Below are 15,021 nucleotides of genomic sequence, written 5' to 3' on the forward strand. Positions count from 1 at the left end.
CGCGATCTCCGGCAGGGAGGTGACGTCGGTCGTCGTCGCGAGTATCATCCCGCGTAAGCTCGATCATCATGGCGACCGGTTCGACGATCCACACCTTCGATGTGCAACTGGCGGACGTGGATCGCGGCGTGTACGACGACTTCACGCTGCGGATGGCACGGCATCCGTCCGAGACCGCTGCCTACATGCTCACGCGCCTGCTGGCCTACTGCCTGGAGTATGACGAGGGCATCGCCTTCACCGAGGGCATCGCAGCGACCGACGAACCGGCCGTGCTCGTGCGCGACCTCACCGGTCGCGTCACGACGTGGATCGAGGTCGGTGCACCGGATGCCGCGCGCCTGCACTTCGGCAGCAAGCTCGCGGACCGCACCGCGATCTACACCCACCGCGAGCCCGCCAAGGTCATCGCGCAGTGGTCGGGCAAGATCATTCATGACGCCTCTGCCATCGTGCTGCACAGCTTCGACGCCGGGTTCCTCGATGACGCCGCCTCGGCGCTAGCGCGCCGCAACACCGTCACCGTCTCGGTGACGGAGCGGCAGCTGTACCTCGAGCTGAACGGCGCGAACCTCAGCTCGGCCGTGCATGATCATCCCATCCAGCCGTGACGCGTATGCGACACGATGGCGCCGAGACCCTCTGTCATGCGGTACCGTGATTGCATGATCACCCGTTGGTATGCGTATTTTGAGTCGGCTCTGGAGGGGCCGGCGCCGATCTAGCGCGTACCGACACCTTCAGAGCCGACAAGCCAGAGCATTCGCTCTGGCTTTCGCCGTTTTCGGCGGGCTCTGCGCGGGTCCGTCGCCATCCAGAGGACAGGACACCGCTCATGAGGAGCACGCTCACACCGACCACGACCGATCTGCACGTCACGGGGTTCACCCCTATGCCGTCTCCCGCCGAGATCATGGCCGAGTACCCGGCCGGGGACGAACGCGCAGCGCTGGTCGCACGCAGCCGGGACGCGGTCCGCGCCGTGATGACCGGCGCGGACGATCGGCTGCTCGTCGTGGTCGGCCCCTGCTCGATCCACGACCCCGACGCCGGAATGGAGTACGCCGGGCGTCTCGTCCGTGAAGCCGACCGCTACAGCGACGACCTGCTGATCGTGATGCGGACCTACTTCGAGAAGCCGCGCACCACGGTCGGCTGGAAGGGACTCATCAACGACCCGCACCTGGACGGCAGTCACGACATCGAGACGGGCCTGCGCTTGGCGCGCGGATTCCTGCGTGACGTCACCGCTCTGGGGCTGCCCTGCGGAACCGAGTTCCTCGAGCCGATCAGTCCCCAGTACACCGCCGACCTCATCACCTGGGGAGCCATCGGTGCGCGCACCACCGAGAGCCAGATCCACCGTCAGCTCGCATCCGGCCTGTCCATGCCGATCGGATTCAAGAACGGCACCGACGGCGGCATCCAGGTGGCGCTGGACGCCGCATCCGCTGCCTCGGCCCCGCAGGCGTTCCTCGGGATCGGCGCAGACGGGCGTGCCAGCCTCGTGACCACCACCGGCAATCCGGACACCTCGGTGATCCTCCGCGGCGCGTCGGACGGCCCGAACTACCAGCGCGAGCACGTGCGCCGGGCCTCGCAGCGCCTCGCTGCCGCCGGTCTCACTCCGCGGCTCATCATCGACGCCAGCCACGGCAACAGTGGCAAGGACCACGTCCGGCAGGCGCAGGTCGCCGCGGAGCTCGCCGATCAGATCGCCGTGGACGGTGAAGCGATCGCGGGCGTGATGCTCGAGAGCAACCTGATCGCCGGGGCGCAGCGCCTCGACGTAGCCGTGGGCCCCGCCGGGCTGGTTCCCGGGCAGAGCGTCACCGACGCCTGCATGGGGTGGGATGCCACCGCCGCCGCCCTGGCCCGGCTCGCCGAGGCCGTGCGCGTCCGCCGAGGGTGACGGACCGCGTGGTGTCAGCCGCGACGGGAGTCGACCGCCAGGACGGCATCCAGCTCGACAGCGGCGCCGCGGGGGAGGGATGCCAGTCCCAGCGCGCGCCGGGCGGGTGGCGGGTCGCCGGCGAAGACCTTGCGAAGGATCTCGCTGGCGCCGTCCGCGACCTCCCCGTGGCGCGTCAGCTCGGCGGTGCTGCGCACGAACACCGACAACTGCACGACAGAGAGGCGCTCCAGCGTGCCATGGTCCTCGCGGACCGACGCGAGCAGCCGCAGCGCGGCCTCCGCCGCTGCGTCCCGTCCCTGCTCCACGGTCAGTTCATCGCCGATCCGCCCGAGCGTCGTGCTCGTGTGGCCGGCGGTGAACAGCAGATCCCCGGCGCGCACGCACTGGCGCATGATCGGGGACTGCGGCCGTTCGAGGGCGCCCAGTTCGAGGGAGATGGCATCTCTGCCCATGGTCAGATCCTCTCCTCGTGGCCGACGTCGGCAGAGACCGTCACGGGGCTCACGATCCAGTGCACTTCAGCGACGTCGGCTCCGACGTTGACCGTGCGGTGCATCTGGGAGCTGCGGTACTCGATGGTGTCGCCGGCGGACAGCAGATGCGACGCGCCGTCGATCTGAACGTCCACGCTGCCGCGAATCACGATGAGGAACTCCTGCGAGTCCCCGTGGCTGTACGGGTCGGCTCCGGTGGACTCGCCCGGGTCGAACTCGCCGGCGAAGATCTCGATGTGCGAGAGCGGGCGGGGGCTGAGCAGGAACTTCCGCGCGCCTCCCTCCAGGAGGATGGGTCGCGCATGACGACGCACGACGCGTGGGCCCGAGGGCGGATGCTCGTCGAAGAGCTCGCCCAGCGAGACGCCCAGCGCCGACGACACCTCGCGCAGTGTGCCGAAGCTTGCGCTGCACATGCCTCGTTCGAGCTGACTGAGGAAGCTGGCGCTCACCCCGGACACGTCGCCCAACTGGGAGAGGGACAGGCGGCGAAGCTTGCGGATCGCGCGGATTCGTGCGCCCAGCTGAATGCGGTCGGGTCCCGGGTCACGGGTGTCTTTCGTCATCAATCCGTATGATACAGCTTCACGCGGCTTGTAGAGTCACTGTAATTCGATTACAGTAGATTTCGTTGCGCCGCGGGCCCCGACCCGACAGTGCAGTCAACGTCGACAATGCCTTTCGAGGCCCGACCGAGAGGTAGCCCTCTGTGAGCTCCGCATCCCCTCCGAAGGCGCAGTCAGCCGCCCGTCCCGATCTCGAGATCGCCCCGCTGCAGGTCGTACCTCTCAAGCGCTACGGGCGCATGGCGATCGCTGTGGTCGCAGCCGTACTCGCGGGAGCGTTCCTGTACACCCTCATCACGAGCGAGAACCTCGAGTGGAGCGCTGTCGGACGCTACCTGTTCGACCCCGTCATCCTGCAGGGCGTGGTCCTGACTGTTCAGCTCACGGTGCTGGCAGTCGCCATCGGCATCATCCTGGGCATCGTCCTCGCGCTGATGAAGCTGTCGGAGAATCGGGTGCTCATCCTGCTCGCCGACCTGTACCTGTGGTTCTTCCGTGGCACGCCTCAGCTCATTCAGCTGATCTTCTGGTTCAACCTCGCGTTCCTCTTCCCGCGCATCGATCTCGGCTTCGTCAGCTGGGACACGAACACGCTGATCACGCCGTTCATCGCCGCCCTCATCGGGCTGAGCCTGAATGAGGGCGCGTACATGGCCGAGATCATCCGAGGCGGCATCCTCGGCGTCCCGCGCGGACAGCGCGAGGCCGCGATCGCGCTCGGCTTCACGCCTCTGCAGATGATGAGGAAGATCATCCTTCCCCAGACCATGCGGATGGTGATCCCGCCCACCGGCAACCAGGCGATCGCGATGCTGAAGGTCACCTCGCTCGTGTCGGTGATCTCGGCCCGGGACCTGCTCACGAATGCGCAGATGATCTATTCCCGCAACTACCTCGTGATCGAGCTGCTGATCGTCGCCAGCATCTGGTACCTGCTGCTCACCACTGTGTCGACCCTTCTGCAGTCCCAGCTGGAGAAGAAGTACGCCGGGCGCGGCGGTGCGCCCTCCAACCGAGCTGCCAACCGCAGCCTGGTCAAGCGACTCACCCAGATGGGAGCACAGCGATGAACGTCACGGACGATGCGGCAACCGGCCGGCCGATGGTTCAGGCCGTTCAGGTTCGCAAGAGCTTCGGCGGCAACGAAGTGCTCAAGGGCGTCAGCCTGGAGGTGCAGCCGGGTACGGTCACCGCGCTGATCGGTCCGTCCGGATCCGGCAAGAGCACCTTTCTGCGCTGCATCAACGACCTCGAATCGTTCGACTCGGGAGACATCCTCGTCGACGGGGAGCGGGTCGCCTACCGCCGCGAAGGCGACAAGGCCTACGAGCTGCGGCCCTCGGTCGTGGCGAAGAGGCGCGCCAAGATCGGAATGGTGTTCCAAGGGTTCAACCTCTTCGGGCATCTCACCGTGCTCCAGAACATCACCATCGCGCCGGTCCAGGTGCTGGGCCAGGACAAGCGCGTCGTGGAGAAGCGGGCCATGGACCTCCTCGCGAAAGTCGGTCTGTCCGAGAAGTACGGCGCGTACCCCGACTCTCTCTCCGGTGGTCAGCAGCAGCGGGTCGCCATCGCACGCGCGCTGGCCATGGAGCCGACGCTCATGCTGTTCGACGAACCCACCTCGGCGTTGGACCCCGAGACCGTCGGTGAGGTTCTCGAAGTGATGCGCACCCTCGCCGACGAGGGGATGACGATGATCGTCGTCACCCACGAGATCGGCTTCGCCCGTGAGGTGTGCGACCAGGTCGCGTTCCTCGAGCAGGGCGTCATCGCCGAAATCGGCCCGCCTGAGCAGGTGCTCGACAACCCGCGGCACGAACGCACCCAGCGCTTCCTCAGTCGCGTGATCTGACAGTCCCCCCGACCGGCGACCGCGTCGGATCTCCGAACCTGCAAAGGCAGGGCCCACGCGCGCCCGCCGTACCCAAATCGAAAGGAATCACCATGTCCTCATCCGCTCCCCGCCGGGGCATTCTGGCGCTGGCCGCCCTCACCGTCGCCGGACTCACACTGTCGGCGTGCGCCGGTGCGCCCGCCGAGAACGACGCCGCACCGGTGGACGACAGCAAGGTCATCGAAGAGATCCGTCAGCTCCTCCCTGACGACATCCTGAAGGCCAACAAGATCTCCGTCGTCACCGATCCCTCACAGGCCCCTTACGAGTTCGTCGATGACGACGACAAGATCGTGGGCATCAACCCCGACCTCATGGCCGAGGTCGCGGCGGTGCTCGGCATCGAGTACGAGTGGGCGCGCGCGGACTTCGGTGGTCTGATCACCGGCGTGACCACCAAGCGTCACGACATGCTCAGCGAGGCGATGTGGGACACCGAGCAGCGCCGCGAGCAGATCGATTTCGTCGACAACCTCATCTCCGCCAACAACATCGTCGTCGCCGAGGGCAACCCCCTGAAGATCAAGGACCTGGCCGACCTGTGCGGCAAGGACGTCTCCACCCTCGAAGGCTCCATGATGATCGAGCTGTTCGAGGAGTTCCAGCCCGAGTGCGGATCCACGCCGATCAACGTGCTGATCGCCCCCACCACGGCCGATCAGCTGCTGTGGCTGTCGACGGGACGAGCCGTGGCGACCATCGCCAACCCGATCGTCACCGAGTTCAGCCTTGAGCAGGGTACGGCCAAGGGCATCGAGGTGGTCCCCGGAGAGGGGTACCTGAAGAACAACTACGGCTGGGGCTTCCACAAGGACAGCAGCGCACTGCGCGACGCCGTCGCTGCGGCGATCCAGCACCTCATCGAAGAAGGCGTCTACGACACAGTCATGGACAAGTGGAACGTCTCCGACAACAGCCGCCTGAAGGCCGTCGAGATCAACAGTGAGCCCCTGAAATGACGTCCGTCGCTGATGCCCCCACCGACTACGGGCGGGTTCACGAACTGCAGCCGGGGGCCGCGCTGACCGGGCCCGTGGGCCTCGACACGGCTGTCTCCCTGCGCACGCTGGACTCCTCCGGAGGACAGATCAGCACCGAGGTCTCGTACGACGCGCTCGATCCGCGCCGGTTCTTCCCCGTGACGGGTCCGATCGGCATCGACGGCGTGCGCCGGGGCGACATGGTGGGGATCGAGATCCTCGCGATCGATCCCGACCCTCTCGCACACACGTGGACGCGGCCGGGGCTCGGTCTTCTCGAGCACGAGTCGTTCGCGGTGATGAGCGTCGACTCGCGCACTCTGGAAATCCGTCCACGGGGTGAGAACGGCCCGCTCGTGGGGGTCGCGACCGCTCAGACGCACGTGGGGGCGCTCGGACTGCTGCCCTCGACCGTCCAGCAGCCGCGCACCCTCGGTCACTACGGCGGGAACATCGACTTCAGTGCGATCGGTGCAGGAGCCACGGTATGGCTGACCGCCGAGGTCGACGGCGGCGGGTTCTTCGTCGGAGATGTTCACGCCTCCATCGGCGACGGCGAGGTTTGCGGCACCGGTGCGGAGACGGGGGCAGAGGTGACGGTGCGGTTCACCCGCCACGTCGGCACGACGGCTGCGCTGCCGACTGTCCGCGACGCGCAGGGTCGCCTCTGGGTCATCGGGATCGGGTCGTCCGTCGAGGACGCCCTGCGCGAAGCCACGCAGTACTGCGTGCAGCGATTGGCGGCCAGCGACGGCCTCACGGAGCAGGAAGCCTACCTCTCGGTGGGGATGCTGCTGCGCGCCCAGCTCTGCCAGGTGGTCAACCCGCGGACGAGTGTGGCAGTGTCGCTCGAAGGCGGTGCCGACCGCGTGCTCGCCGTGGTGCAACCGGGGTGAGCGCCGCTCGCCGGTCGTGGATCAGGGACACACGCTCCCTTGGGGGCGGGAAAGGGAGATCGTGAGACTCAGAACAGTGCTCGGGGACATCGACCCCGCCGACGTGGATCGTGTGCTCCCACACGAGCATCTGCTCTGCGACTTCAGCCCCGTGACGGGCGATCGCAATCACGTGTTCAACAACCCGGATTTCGCGGTGCGTGAACTCGGCTACATGAATGAGGACATCCCGCCCACCGAGGGCCGGCAGCACGCCCTGGTCGAGGTCACCCTGCGCGACCTCGGCCGAGACCCTGCCGGCCTCGTGCGCATCGCCAGGGCGTCAGGCACCCATGTCGTGATGGGTACCGGATGGTATCTGGAGCCGTACTACCCCAGCCAGGTGTTCGAGACTTCCGCCACCGCGCTCGCCGCGCAGATGATCGACGAGATCCGGCAGGGCGTGCCGCTGGAGGACGGTTCCCGAGTCCGCGCGGGCGTGATCGGCGAGATCGGCACGCACGGCTCCACGCTGTCTCCTGCTGAGGAGCGGGTCCTGAGAGCCGCCGCGCGCGCGTCCAACGCCACCGGTGCCGCCGTGACCACCCACGCCTTCCTCTACCCGACTGGGGTCGACCAGCTCGACATCCTGGAGGAGGAGGGCGTGGATCCCGACCGCATCGGGATCGGCCACGTCGATACGTTCCTGGATCACACGTATCTCACTTCGCTGCTGCGACGCGGCGTCTCGCTGCAGTTCGATACGTGCGGTCGCGAGCACCTGTTCCCCGACACGCTCCGGGTCGAGATGCTCGTGCGCCTTCTGGACGAGGGATGGGAGCGGAAGCTGCTCATCTCCAGCGATCGCTGTCATATGACCGACCTGAAGATCCGCGGCGGGCTCGGCTATTCATGGGCCATCGCGGGCTTCTGCGACCTTCTGCGCGAAGCAGGGGTGGGCGAGGAGTACATCGAGCTGTTCACCAGGACCAACCCGCTCGCGCTCCTGGGCGGCATCCGCGACTGAGCGTTCCCGGCACACGTGGCCGCGGTCGTCGACACGGCCCACGTCGTCGGCACGCCCGACGTCACGTGCTCGGTGCGACCACGGCATCCGCCTCGGCCTGCTCCGCGGGGTTGCGGCGGATGCCGATCCACGACACCACGCCCCCGACCGCGAACAGCATCGCGGTGACCCACGCCGCGCTGTGGAAGCCGTCGAGGTCGAGGGTGCCGCCGACGATCGTGGAGAGCAGCGCGACCACGAGCAGGCCCGCGACGCGGGAGACCGCGTTGTTGACGGCAGACGCGATGCCGCTGCGACTCTCGTCGATCGCGCCGAGGATGGCCGAGGTCAGCGGCGCGACGGTCAGGGACAGACCGAGTCCGAGCACGATCATCGCCGGGAGCACCTGCCACCAGTAGTCGAACTCGGCGTCCACGGTGAGCAGCAGGAGGGCGCCGCCGGCCATGAGCAGAGGTCCGACGGTCATGAAGAGTCGAGGCCCCAGCCGCCCTGCCCATGCACCCGCACGGGAGCTGAGCAGGATCATCAGGATGGTGATCGGCAGGCTCGCCAGTCCCGCTGCGGTCGCGCTGAGTCCAGGGCCCTGCTGCAGATAGACGCCGATCACGAACCCGTTCAGCGACAGTGCTGCGTAGACGAAGAGCGTCGACACATTGCCCCAGCCGAAGTTGCGCACCCGGAACAGTCCGAGCGGCAGCAGCGCGGTGTCGGAGCGCTCCTGCCGGACGAGGAAGACGATCATCATGGCGACGCCGATGACACCGGGAAGCCAGATGGCGGGGGAGGCCCAACCCAGTCGCTCCTGCTCGATCAGTGTGAAGACCAGCGCGCCGAGTCCCAGCGCGCACAGTGCGCCGCTGAGCCAGTCCACGCGCGTCGTGCGCTGATGCTCGGGCAGGCGCAGCCGACCCAGCAGGATGAGGTTGATCGCGATGGGGAGCACGTTGATGAGGAACACGAAGCGCCAGGACAGCAGATCGACGAACAACCCTCCCATGAGCGGACCGATCAGCTGCGCACCGGTGGTGAACGCCGTCCACACGCCGATCGCGCGGGACTGCACCTCGCCGCGCATGGTCGCGGTGATGAGCGCCAGCGAGCTCGGCACCAGCAGGGCGCCCGCCGCACCCTGGGCGGCCCGGGCGACGATCAGCAGGAGCGGGTCGGGGGCGAGGGCGACGGCGACGGATGCCAGCCCGAACGCGATCAGTCCGACGCGCATCACGGTGACTCGTCCGTACGCGTCGGAGACCGAGCCCGCAAGGAGGATGAGCGCGCTCAGGGTGATCAGATAGGCGTCGACGACCCACTGCTGCGTGGCGATGCCGCCCCCGAGTTCACGGCTGATCGCCGGCAGGGCCACGGTGACCACCGTGCCGTCGAGGAACGTCACGAACGAGGCGAGGACCGCGACCGACACGACCAGTCGCTGCAGCGGGGTGAACGGTGTCACAGCCTGACTGTACTCCGGGGCTGCGACGACGGGGAGTGCGGCGCGGAATCCGCCGTCGGCGACCGGATCGAGCATCGACGGCGCCCGCGCAGCGGCGTACCCTGGCGGCAGGCGGGTCCACCTGCCCGCCCGCAGCCGGCGAGAGCCGATGACGAGGAGCGGTGCGCGATGGATTCGATGATGATGGACGCCATGTCCAAGGACATGACGATGCCGGGCATGGAGACGATGGACATGGCAGTCCTGCAGGCCTGCCTGGATGCCTGCGCCGCCTGCGAGCAGGCGTGCACGGTCTGCTCGATGCAGATGATGGACTGCGCGCCGGCGTGCATGAACTGCGCCGACATGTGCAACACGATGATGCGCTCCATGCTGCGGATGCAGGGCATGACCCCGGCCGTGATGATGTCGATGCTCGACGCCTGCATCGCCATGTGCCAGATGTGCATGGACGAGTGCATGAAGCACGCCGATCACAGCGACGTCTGCCGGATGTGCGCTCAGGCATGCAAGGCCTGCATGGACGCGTGCACGGCGATGCGCGAGTCGATGATGAAGATGGCGTCCTAGCGCGCGACGTTGTACTGAGCCGAGCCGATCGCCAGCACGCCGTAGTCGCGGTGCAGTGAGACAGGTGTGCCGGCCTCGGCCTCGAGGGCTGCGCCGCCGGCGTTCCAGACGGTCTCGGTCCCGCCTTCCAGGGTGCGCAGGACCACGACTCCGGATGCCGCATCGGACTCCTCCACGAGCGCGTCCGCCCAGCCGAGCGGCGTCGCGGACGCCATCCGCGCCTGGATCAGGTGCAGGGCGTGTCCGGGAGCGAACGAGGAGCAGGCGTAGCCGTGCTCGCACATGCAGCCGGCGTCCTGACGCACCTCATGGGGCGAAAGGCGGGTCTGCGGGGTGCTCACGGTCGTCTCCTCTGGATCGGTTGGTCCGAGGCTACGATCGGGATGCCGCACTGTCGATCCGCCGCGAAACGCGACGAAACATGGCGCGGGTCAGCTGAAACCGCCGAGCAGCATGATGCAGGGGCCGATGATCACCAGCCACATCGCCGCGGCGATGATCAGGACGCCGGTGGCATAGGGGCGCGTCGCGCGGAAGAACATCATCACGACCGCCGCGATCGCGATCAGCAGGAACGGCCACACCAGCCCGATGATTCCGGCGTCCCCGTTCATCGTGCTGAGGACGGCGAACATCGCGACGATGCCGAGCACATGCGCGACGATGCCGATCGCGATTCCGATGCCCAGCCCGGCACCGAAGCTCAACCCCTTCCGCGTGGGCGCCGGCGGCATCCACGGACCCGGGCCGTACCCCGGTGACCCCGGACCCTGCTGCCACTGCCCGGGGGGCAGTGGTACCGCTGCGTAGGGGTTGACCGGTGCCTGCTCGATCGGGGGATGGCCGGAGGGAGGAGGCGGGGGCGGCGGCCACGCATCGGCCGCCACGGGCGCGATGCCCGGCGGCGTTGCGCCCTCCGGCGGCGTTGCGCTCTCCGGCGGCACGACCGGCTCGGCGACATCCGCCGCGTCGTCTCCGGGCTCCTCCGGGGGTGTAACGGGCTGGTCAGGCGTGCTGTCCATCGCGCACTCTCCTCTCGTCGGTCACAGCACCAGCGGCGCGGAAGCGCCCGGTGCGCAGCATCCAGATCATCCTGGCGGCCAGCAGCGGAACGGTCACCAGCAGAAACAGCTGCGGGCGGGTCAGCCCCATCCACACGATCTCGTTCCCGCGCACGAACTCCACCGCGAAGCGGAACACCGCATACGCGGCGATGTACAGCGTCAGCGTCTCGCCCGCGGCGATCGGGCGGTGGCGCAGCCAGAACCACAGCAGGGCGAAGGCAGCCAGGTGGAAGACGATCTCGTACACGAAGCTCGGATGCAGCGGCACTCCGGTGGGCGATCCGGTGCGCGCCGCGGCATCCGCGTCCAGCACGATGCCCCAGCCGGTGCCGGTGGGCGTGCCGGGCTGTTCGGTGAGCAGGCAGCCGATGCGTCCGACCGCCATCGCCAGCGCGACCGCCGGGGCGAACAGGTCGCCGCTGCGCGCCGGGTACCCGCACAACTTCTTCGCGATGTGCACTCCCAGCCACGCGCCGACCAGGGCGGAGAGCATCGAGGCGTTGCCGCGTGCGAGCTGGTCGATCAGGCTCAGGTTCTGCGAGGGGTCGAGGTGCTGCGCCCACGTGCCCAGGCGGGACAGCACCGCCGCGCCGATCAGCGCCCCGAGCACGAGGTAGGCGATGCGATGGTCCGTCACCTGTCGGCGGCGCTTCTCGATGAGGAAGACGACGCCGGCGGCGGTCAGACCCAGGGCGACGAACGCGGAATGCGTGTCCACGGCGAGCAGCCACGGCAGGAGGTCGCTCAGGATCGGGAACATGTCAGCCCGCCAGCATCCGAACCCACAGCATGACCCAGAACGGGATCGCGACGGCGGCGCCGACCGCGATCACCGACAGGTACGCCAGCACCAAGCGGGTGTCGCCGAGCTTGCACTTCGAGCGCAGCAGGCCGTTGCGGCGGGCCCTGACATAGCCTGCGACGGCGACCAGGGCGAAGGCGAGCACGGCGATCGGACCGAGGAGACAGGAGATGAGCGCGATCGTGGTGAACACGCACAACCGCAACGGGTCGAACGGCGCTGCCGGGTGACCGACGGTCGCGTCGAACTGGTTCAGCCCTTCGACAGGCTCAGGGACCCAAGGAGCATCGGTCATCCGGTCACCACCGGCAGGCGGGTGCGCCCGCCCGTCTCGCGCACCTCGGTCGTGGTGGATGCCGGTCGCCCCGTCGCCGTGGAGATGCGCGTGCGACTCAGCGGAGCCCACGCCTGCAGCGCGCAGAACGGGGCGCACTGGTGCGCGTTCGTCGTCTCGTTGACCGTCGCCACGTGCACGCAGCACTGGATCAGCCGCTCCTCGATCATCGTGTTGATGTCCATGAAGGGCTTCACCGTGATGCGCAGCACCCGATCGGCCAGCATCGCCCGCATCCGCTTGTGCTGACCTGGCAGCTTCGACGCGGCGAGCGTGGCGAGAGTGCCGACCCCGAGGTCGCAGTTCACGCAGATGTCGCGCCAGATGTCGCCCATCGACGGATGCGAGAGCGAGGACTGCTCGCTGAGCAGATCCAGCAGCGAGTTCTTCACCACGTCGCGGATCGCCTTGTTCATGTTCGAGTCGGCGATGCGATTGGCGATCAGGTCGGGGTTGAGGTCGAGGAACTCCTTCAGTCGCTCGTGCCCGATCAGCGCGACCAGCGACTTCCAATCGCCCGAGTCGTCCTTGAGGAAGTAGCCGACCGAGCAGCAGTGCGGATGGCTGCAGGGCAGCGCGGTCAGGTCGCGCCAGGTGATCTCGTCGTCGGTCTGCGGGCCGATCCGTGCGAGCACCCCGGTGTGCGTGAGCCGGTCGACCGGGTCGACGCCGGAGCTGCGCCCCGAGCCGAACACCGGCTGGATGGTCACGCCGCCGACGTACGGCGTCGCCTGCGCCCGCCGGATGACCGCGCCGATCTCGTGGTCGTTCACGCCCAGGGTGGCCGTCATCGTCAGGGTCGTGAAGACCCCGGCGGCGGACAGCCGCTCCAGCGCCCGCTCCTTGAACCGGCGGATGTCCGCTCCGCGGTGGAAGGCGACGGACGACGCCTCCTCGCCGTCGTACTGCAGGTAGATCTCCACCCGCTCGCGGTGCTTCTCGAGGAACGTGACGAACTCGTCGTCGTTGGCGATGCGCAGTCCGTTGGAGTTGAGCAGGATGCGCACGATGGGCCGGGCGACGAGGTGCTCGATGAGCTGCTCCAGCCACGGGTACAGGGTCGGCTCGCCGCCGGAGAGCATCAGCACGTCGATGCGGTCGTTCTCACGGGCCAGCTTCGCGTCGACGGATGCCAGCACCTCCGCCAGTGGCGCGACCGACGATGCCGCCGGACTCGACTCGGCGAAGCAGGTGGGGCAGCGCAGATTGCAGTGGTCGGTGATGTCCTCGAGCAGGATGCAGGTGTGCTGCGTCTGCATCTCGGGCAGGCCGTCCTCGTACGCCTGCGGGATCGGCTTGAAGTTGCCGGCGGTGTCGGGGGTGTGCACCTTGGTCGGCGCCGTCCACTGCTCCAGGTACCGCAGGATCTCGGCGTTCTCGTCGTACATCGTGGAGATCAGTCCGTGCTCGGGGCATCCGCGCTCCAGCCAGACCGTGCCGTCACGGTCGGCGAGCCAGCCGGACAGGCGACGCACCTCGCTGAGAGGCTGGTCCGGCTTCTCCTCATGGCACTTCGGGCAGAACGCGTTCACGTAACGATGAATGCGGTGATCGCGCAACGGCATCCCCGCACCTGGCTTCTTTGCCATGAGACCCCCTTGTTGCCCCTCAGAGTAGCGGGGATCGGGCGGCGTACACTGTTCGACGTGCTGTTCATGGAGAGCGCCCGCGGGGCGCGAGAGGTGATCGTCGGTGCGTCGCGCACCGACGGTAGAGGCTGAGAGCGATCCGGCGGCGGAATCCCGTCACCGGAGAGTCGTCGCACCCTGGCATCCGGTCTGAGGATGCCGTTCCTCTCCCGCCGTCATCGGCGGTCCTTCGCCGTCATCGGCGGTATCGACCCAGAAAGCACATCCTCATGCGTCCCATCGACGAGCGCGCCATCCGCGCGTCCCTCCGCAACGCCTCCCGCAAGGAGGCCAGTTCCCTCACTCTGCCACCCGACTTCGAGGAGATCGATTTCGATCGACTCGACTATCTCGGCTGGTACGACCCGAAGATGCCCCGCCGGGCGTACGTCGTCGCGGAGGTCGACGGCGAGCCGCTCGGCGTGTTGCTGCAGCGCAGCGAGCAGCGCACCGCCCGGCGTACACAGTGCTCGTGGTGCGATGACGTCACGCTCCGCAACGACGTGCAGTTCTTCTCGGCGCGCAAGGCGGGCCCGGCGGGTCGCAACGGCGACACCATCGGCACGCTCGTCTGCGCCAATTTCGGCTGCTCGGCCAACGTGCGCAAGCTGCCGCCGCTGGCGTACGAGGGCTACGACCGCGAGCTCGCGCGCGATCTGCGGATGCTGCGCCTGGGTGAGCACGTGACCGCGTTCCTGCGCGAGCTCGGCTGAGCCGGTGCACGGGCGTGGTGCCGCCGGGGAATACCCGGCGCCACCACCTGTTGGCGTCGACATGACCACATTGGGAATCATCGGAGCAGGACACATCGGCAGCCAGGTGGCACGGGCGGCGACCGCGGCGGGATACGACGTGGTGATCGCGAACTCCCGCGGACCCGAGACGCTGTCCGGCCTCGTCGCCGAACTGGGACCGAGGTCGCGCGCGGCGACCGCCGACGAGGCGGGACATGCGGGTGACGTCGTGGTCGTGACTGTGCCTCTGCACGCCGTGGAGCAGATCCCGGTCGAGCCTCTCGCGGGAAAGATCGTACTCGACACCAACAACTATTACTACGAGCGCGACGGCCACATCGACGCTCTCGACCGCGGGGAGACGACCACCTCGGAGCTCCTGCAGCGTCACCTTCCGACGTCCCGGGTCGCCAAGGCGTTCAATCACATCGGCTCGGGCGACATCACCACGGACGGAATGCCGACCGGTACCCCGAACCGGCGTGCGCTGGCCACGGCCGGTGACGATGCGGAGGCGGTGGAGTTCGTCACGCGCCTGTACGACGAGTTCGGCTTCGACACCGTGAACATCGGTCCGCTCAGCCAGTCGTGGCGGGTCGAGCGCGACCGCCCGGCGTACGGCGTGCGCCAGAACGCGGAGGAGCTCTCCGCGAACCTCGCGCAGGCGAACCGGATGCCCTGA

Annotated in this window: 18 protein-coding genes; 10 read left to right on the forward strand and 8 right to left on the reverse strand. The window is 68.0% G+C overall.

Going from position 1 to position 15,021, the window contains the following annotated elements; genetic code table 11:
- The first annotated feature begins 68 nt into the window (after positions 1 to 68).
- Together ACFQY2_RS07310 and ACFQY2_RS07315 are read left to right on the forward strand one after the other, a co-directional pair.
- Complete coding sequence (locus ACFQY2_RS07310; RefSeq protein ID WP_378745075.1) at positions 69 to 611, forward strand: YaeQ family protein; 543 nt, start codon at positions 69 to 71, stop codon at positions 609 to 611.
- A 224-nt stretch (positions 612 to 835) separates the two neighbouring features.
- A complete protein-coding gene (locus tag ACFQY2_RS07315) occupies positions 836 to 1,912 on the forward strand; it encodes a 3-deoxy-7-phosphoheptulonate synthase (protein ID WP_378745076.1) in 1,077 nt (358 codons plus the stop codon).
- Positions 1,913 to 1,926: 14 nt separating this feature from the next.
- Here ACFQY2_RS07315 and ACFQY2_RS07320 read toward each other — a convergent pair whose 3' ends face one another.
- Together ACFQY2_RS07320 and ACFQY2_RS07325 are read right to left on the reverse strand one after the other, a co-directional pair.
- Positions 1,927 to 2,367: a RidA family protein gene (locus ACFQY2_RS07320; protein ID WP_378745077.1), complete on the reverse strand. Its 441-nt coding sequence runs from the start codon at positions 2,365 to 2,367 to the stop codon at positions 1,927 to 1,929.
- A gap of 2 nt (positions 2,368 to 2,369) precedes the next feature.
- Positions 2,370 to 2,975 (reverse strand): helix-turn-helix domain-containing protein, encoded by a 606-nt coding sequence (locus ACFQY2_RS07325; protein ID WP_378745078.1) that lies wholly within the window; start codon positions 2,973 to 2,975, stop codon positions 2,370 to 2,372.
- Positions 2,976 to 3,118: 143 nt separating this feature from the next.
- On the opposite strand from ACFQY2_RS07325, the gene ACFQY2_RS07330 reads away from it, so the two are divergent.
- From ACFQY2_RS07330 to ACFQY2_RS07350, 5 genes are all read left to right on the forward strand, one after another.
- A complete protein-coding gene (locus tag ACFQY2_RS07330; protein WP_378745079.1) occupies positions 3,119 to 4,045 on the forward strand; it encodes an amino acid ABC transporter permease in 927 nt (308 codons plus the stop codon).
- The gene (locus tag ACFQY2_RS07335; protein ID WP_378745080.1) at positions 4,042 to 4,830 is read left to right on the forward strand and encodes an amino acid ABC transporter ATP-binding protein; all 789 of its coding nucleotides are present in this window, start codon (positions 4,042 to 4,044) and stop codon (positions 4,828 to 4,830) included. Before ACFQY2_RS07330 ends, ACFQY2_RS07335 begins: the two co-directional genes overlap by 4 nt.
- A 92-nt stretch (positions 4,831 to 4,922) precedes the next feature.
- Positions 4,923 to 5,831, forward strand: a complete 909-nt coding sequence (locus tag ACFQY2_RS07340) for an ABC transporter substrate-binding protein (RefSeq protein WP_378745081.1) — start codon at positions 4,923 to 4,925, stop codon at positions 5,829 to 5,831.
- Complete coding sequence (locus tag ACFQY2_RS07345) at positions 5,828 to 6,748, forward strand: acetamidase/formamidase family protein (RefSeq protein WP_378745082.1); 921 nt, start codon at positions 5,828 to 5,830, stop codon at positions 6,746 to 6,748. The genes ACFQY2_RS07340 and ACFQY2_RS07345 overlap by 4 nt, the downstream gene beginning before the upstream one ends.
- A 61-nt stretch (positions 6,749 to 6,809) precedes the next feature.
- Positions 6,810 to 7,754, forward strand: coding sequence for a phosphotriesterase (locus tag ACFQY2_RS07350; RefSeq protein ID WP_378745083.1), 945 nt, complete (start codon positions 6,810 to 6,812; stop codon positions 7,752 to 7,754).
- A 61-nt stretch (positions 7,755 to 7,815) separates the two neighbouring features.
- Here ACFQY2_RS07350 and ACFQY2_RS07355 read toward each other — a convergent pair whose 3' ends face one another.
- Complete coding sequence (locus ACFQY2_RS07355) at positions 7,816 to 9,282, reverse strand: MFS transporter (protein ID WP_378745084.1); 1,467 nt, start codon at positions 9,280 to 9,282, stop codon at positions 7,816 to 7,818.
- 93 nt (positions 9,283 to 9,375) lie between these two features.
- Between ACFQY2_RS07355 and ACFQY2_RS07360 the strand changes: the two genes are divergently transcribed.
- Positions 9,376 to 9,777, forward strand: coding sequence for a hypothetical protein (locus ACFQY2_RS07360; protein WP_378745085.1), 402 nt, complete (start codon positions 9,376 to 9,378; stop codon positions 9,775 to 9,777).
- Here the strand turns inward: ACFQY2_RS07360 and ACFQY2_RS07365 are convergent.
- From ACFQY2_RS07365 to ACFQY2_RS07385, 5 genes are all read right to left on the reverse strand, one after another.
- Entirely contained in the window at positions 9,774 to 10,118 is a 345-nt protein-coding gene (locus ACFQY2_RS07365; RefSeq protein WP_378745086.1) for a hypothetical protein, read from the reverse strand. The two genes, ACFQY2_RS07360 and ACFQY2_RS07365, sit on opposite strands and share 4 nt — an antisense overlap.
- A 90-nt stretch (positions 10,119 to 10,208) precedes the next feature.
- Positions 10,209 to 10,799: a hypothetical protein gene (locus ACFQY2_RS07370; RefSeq protein ID WP_378745087.1), complete on the reverse strand. Its 591-nt coding sequence runs from the start codon at positions 10,797 to 10,799 to the stop codon at positions 10,209 to 10,211.
- A complete protein-coding gene (locus tag ACFQY2_RS07375; protein WP_378745088.1) occupies positions 10,783 to 11,601 on the reverse strand; it encodes a prolipoprotein diacylglyceryl transferase in 819 nt (272 codons plus the stop codon). The genes ACFQY2_RS07370 and ACFQY2_RS07375 overlap by 17 nt, the downstream gene beginning before the upstream one ends.
- Before the next feature lies 1 nt (position 11,602).
- Positions 11,603 to 11,938, reverse strand: a complete 336-nt coding sequence (locus tag ACFQY2_RS07380; protein ID WP_378745089.1) for a hypothetical protein — start codon at positions 11,936 to 11,938, stop codon at positions 11,603 to 11,605.
- Positions 11,935 to 13,566 (reverse strand): radical SAM protein, encoded by a 1,632-nt coding sequence (locus ACFQY2_RS07385; protein ID WP_378745090.1) that lies wholly within the window; start codon positions 13,564 to 13,566, stop codon positions 11,935 to 11,937. The genes ACFQY2_RS07380 and ACFQY2_RS07385 overlap by 4 nt, the downstream gene beginning before the upstream one ends.
- A 269-nt stretch (positions 13,567 to 13,835) precedes the next feature.
- Between ACFQY2_RS07385 and ACFQY2_RS07390 the strand changes: the two genes are divergently transcribed.
- Positions 13,836 to 14,318: an FBP domain-containing protein gene (locus ACFQY2_RS07390; protein ID WP_378745091.1), complete on the forward strand. Its 483-nt coding sequence runs from the start codon at positions 13,836 to 13,838 to the stop codon at positions 14,316 to 14,318.
- Positions 14,319 to 14,322: 4 nt separating this feature from the next.
- Positions 14,323 to 15,021 carry an NADPH-dependent F420 reductase gene (locus tag ACFQY2_RS07395; protein ID WP_378745092.1) on the forward strand — a complete coding sequence of 233 codons (699 nt, stop codon included), beginning with the start codon at positions 14,323 to 14,325 and terminating at the stop codon, positions 15,019 to 15,021.

The organism is Microbacterium sp. GCM10027623, from assembly GCF_042666935.1.
In the GTDB taxonomy this organism is placed as follows: domain Bacteria; phylum Actinomycetota; class Actinomycetes; order Actinomycetales; family Microbacteriaceae; genus Microbacterium.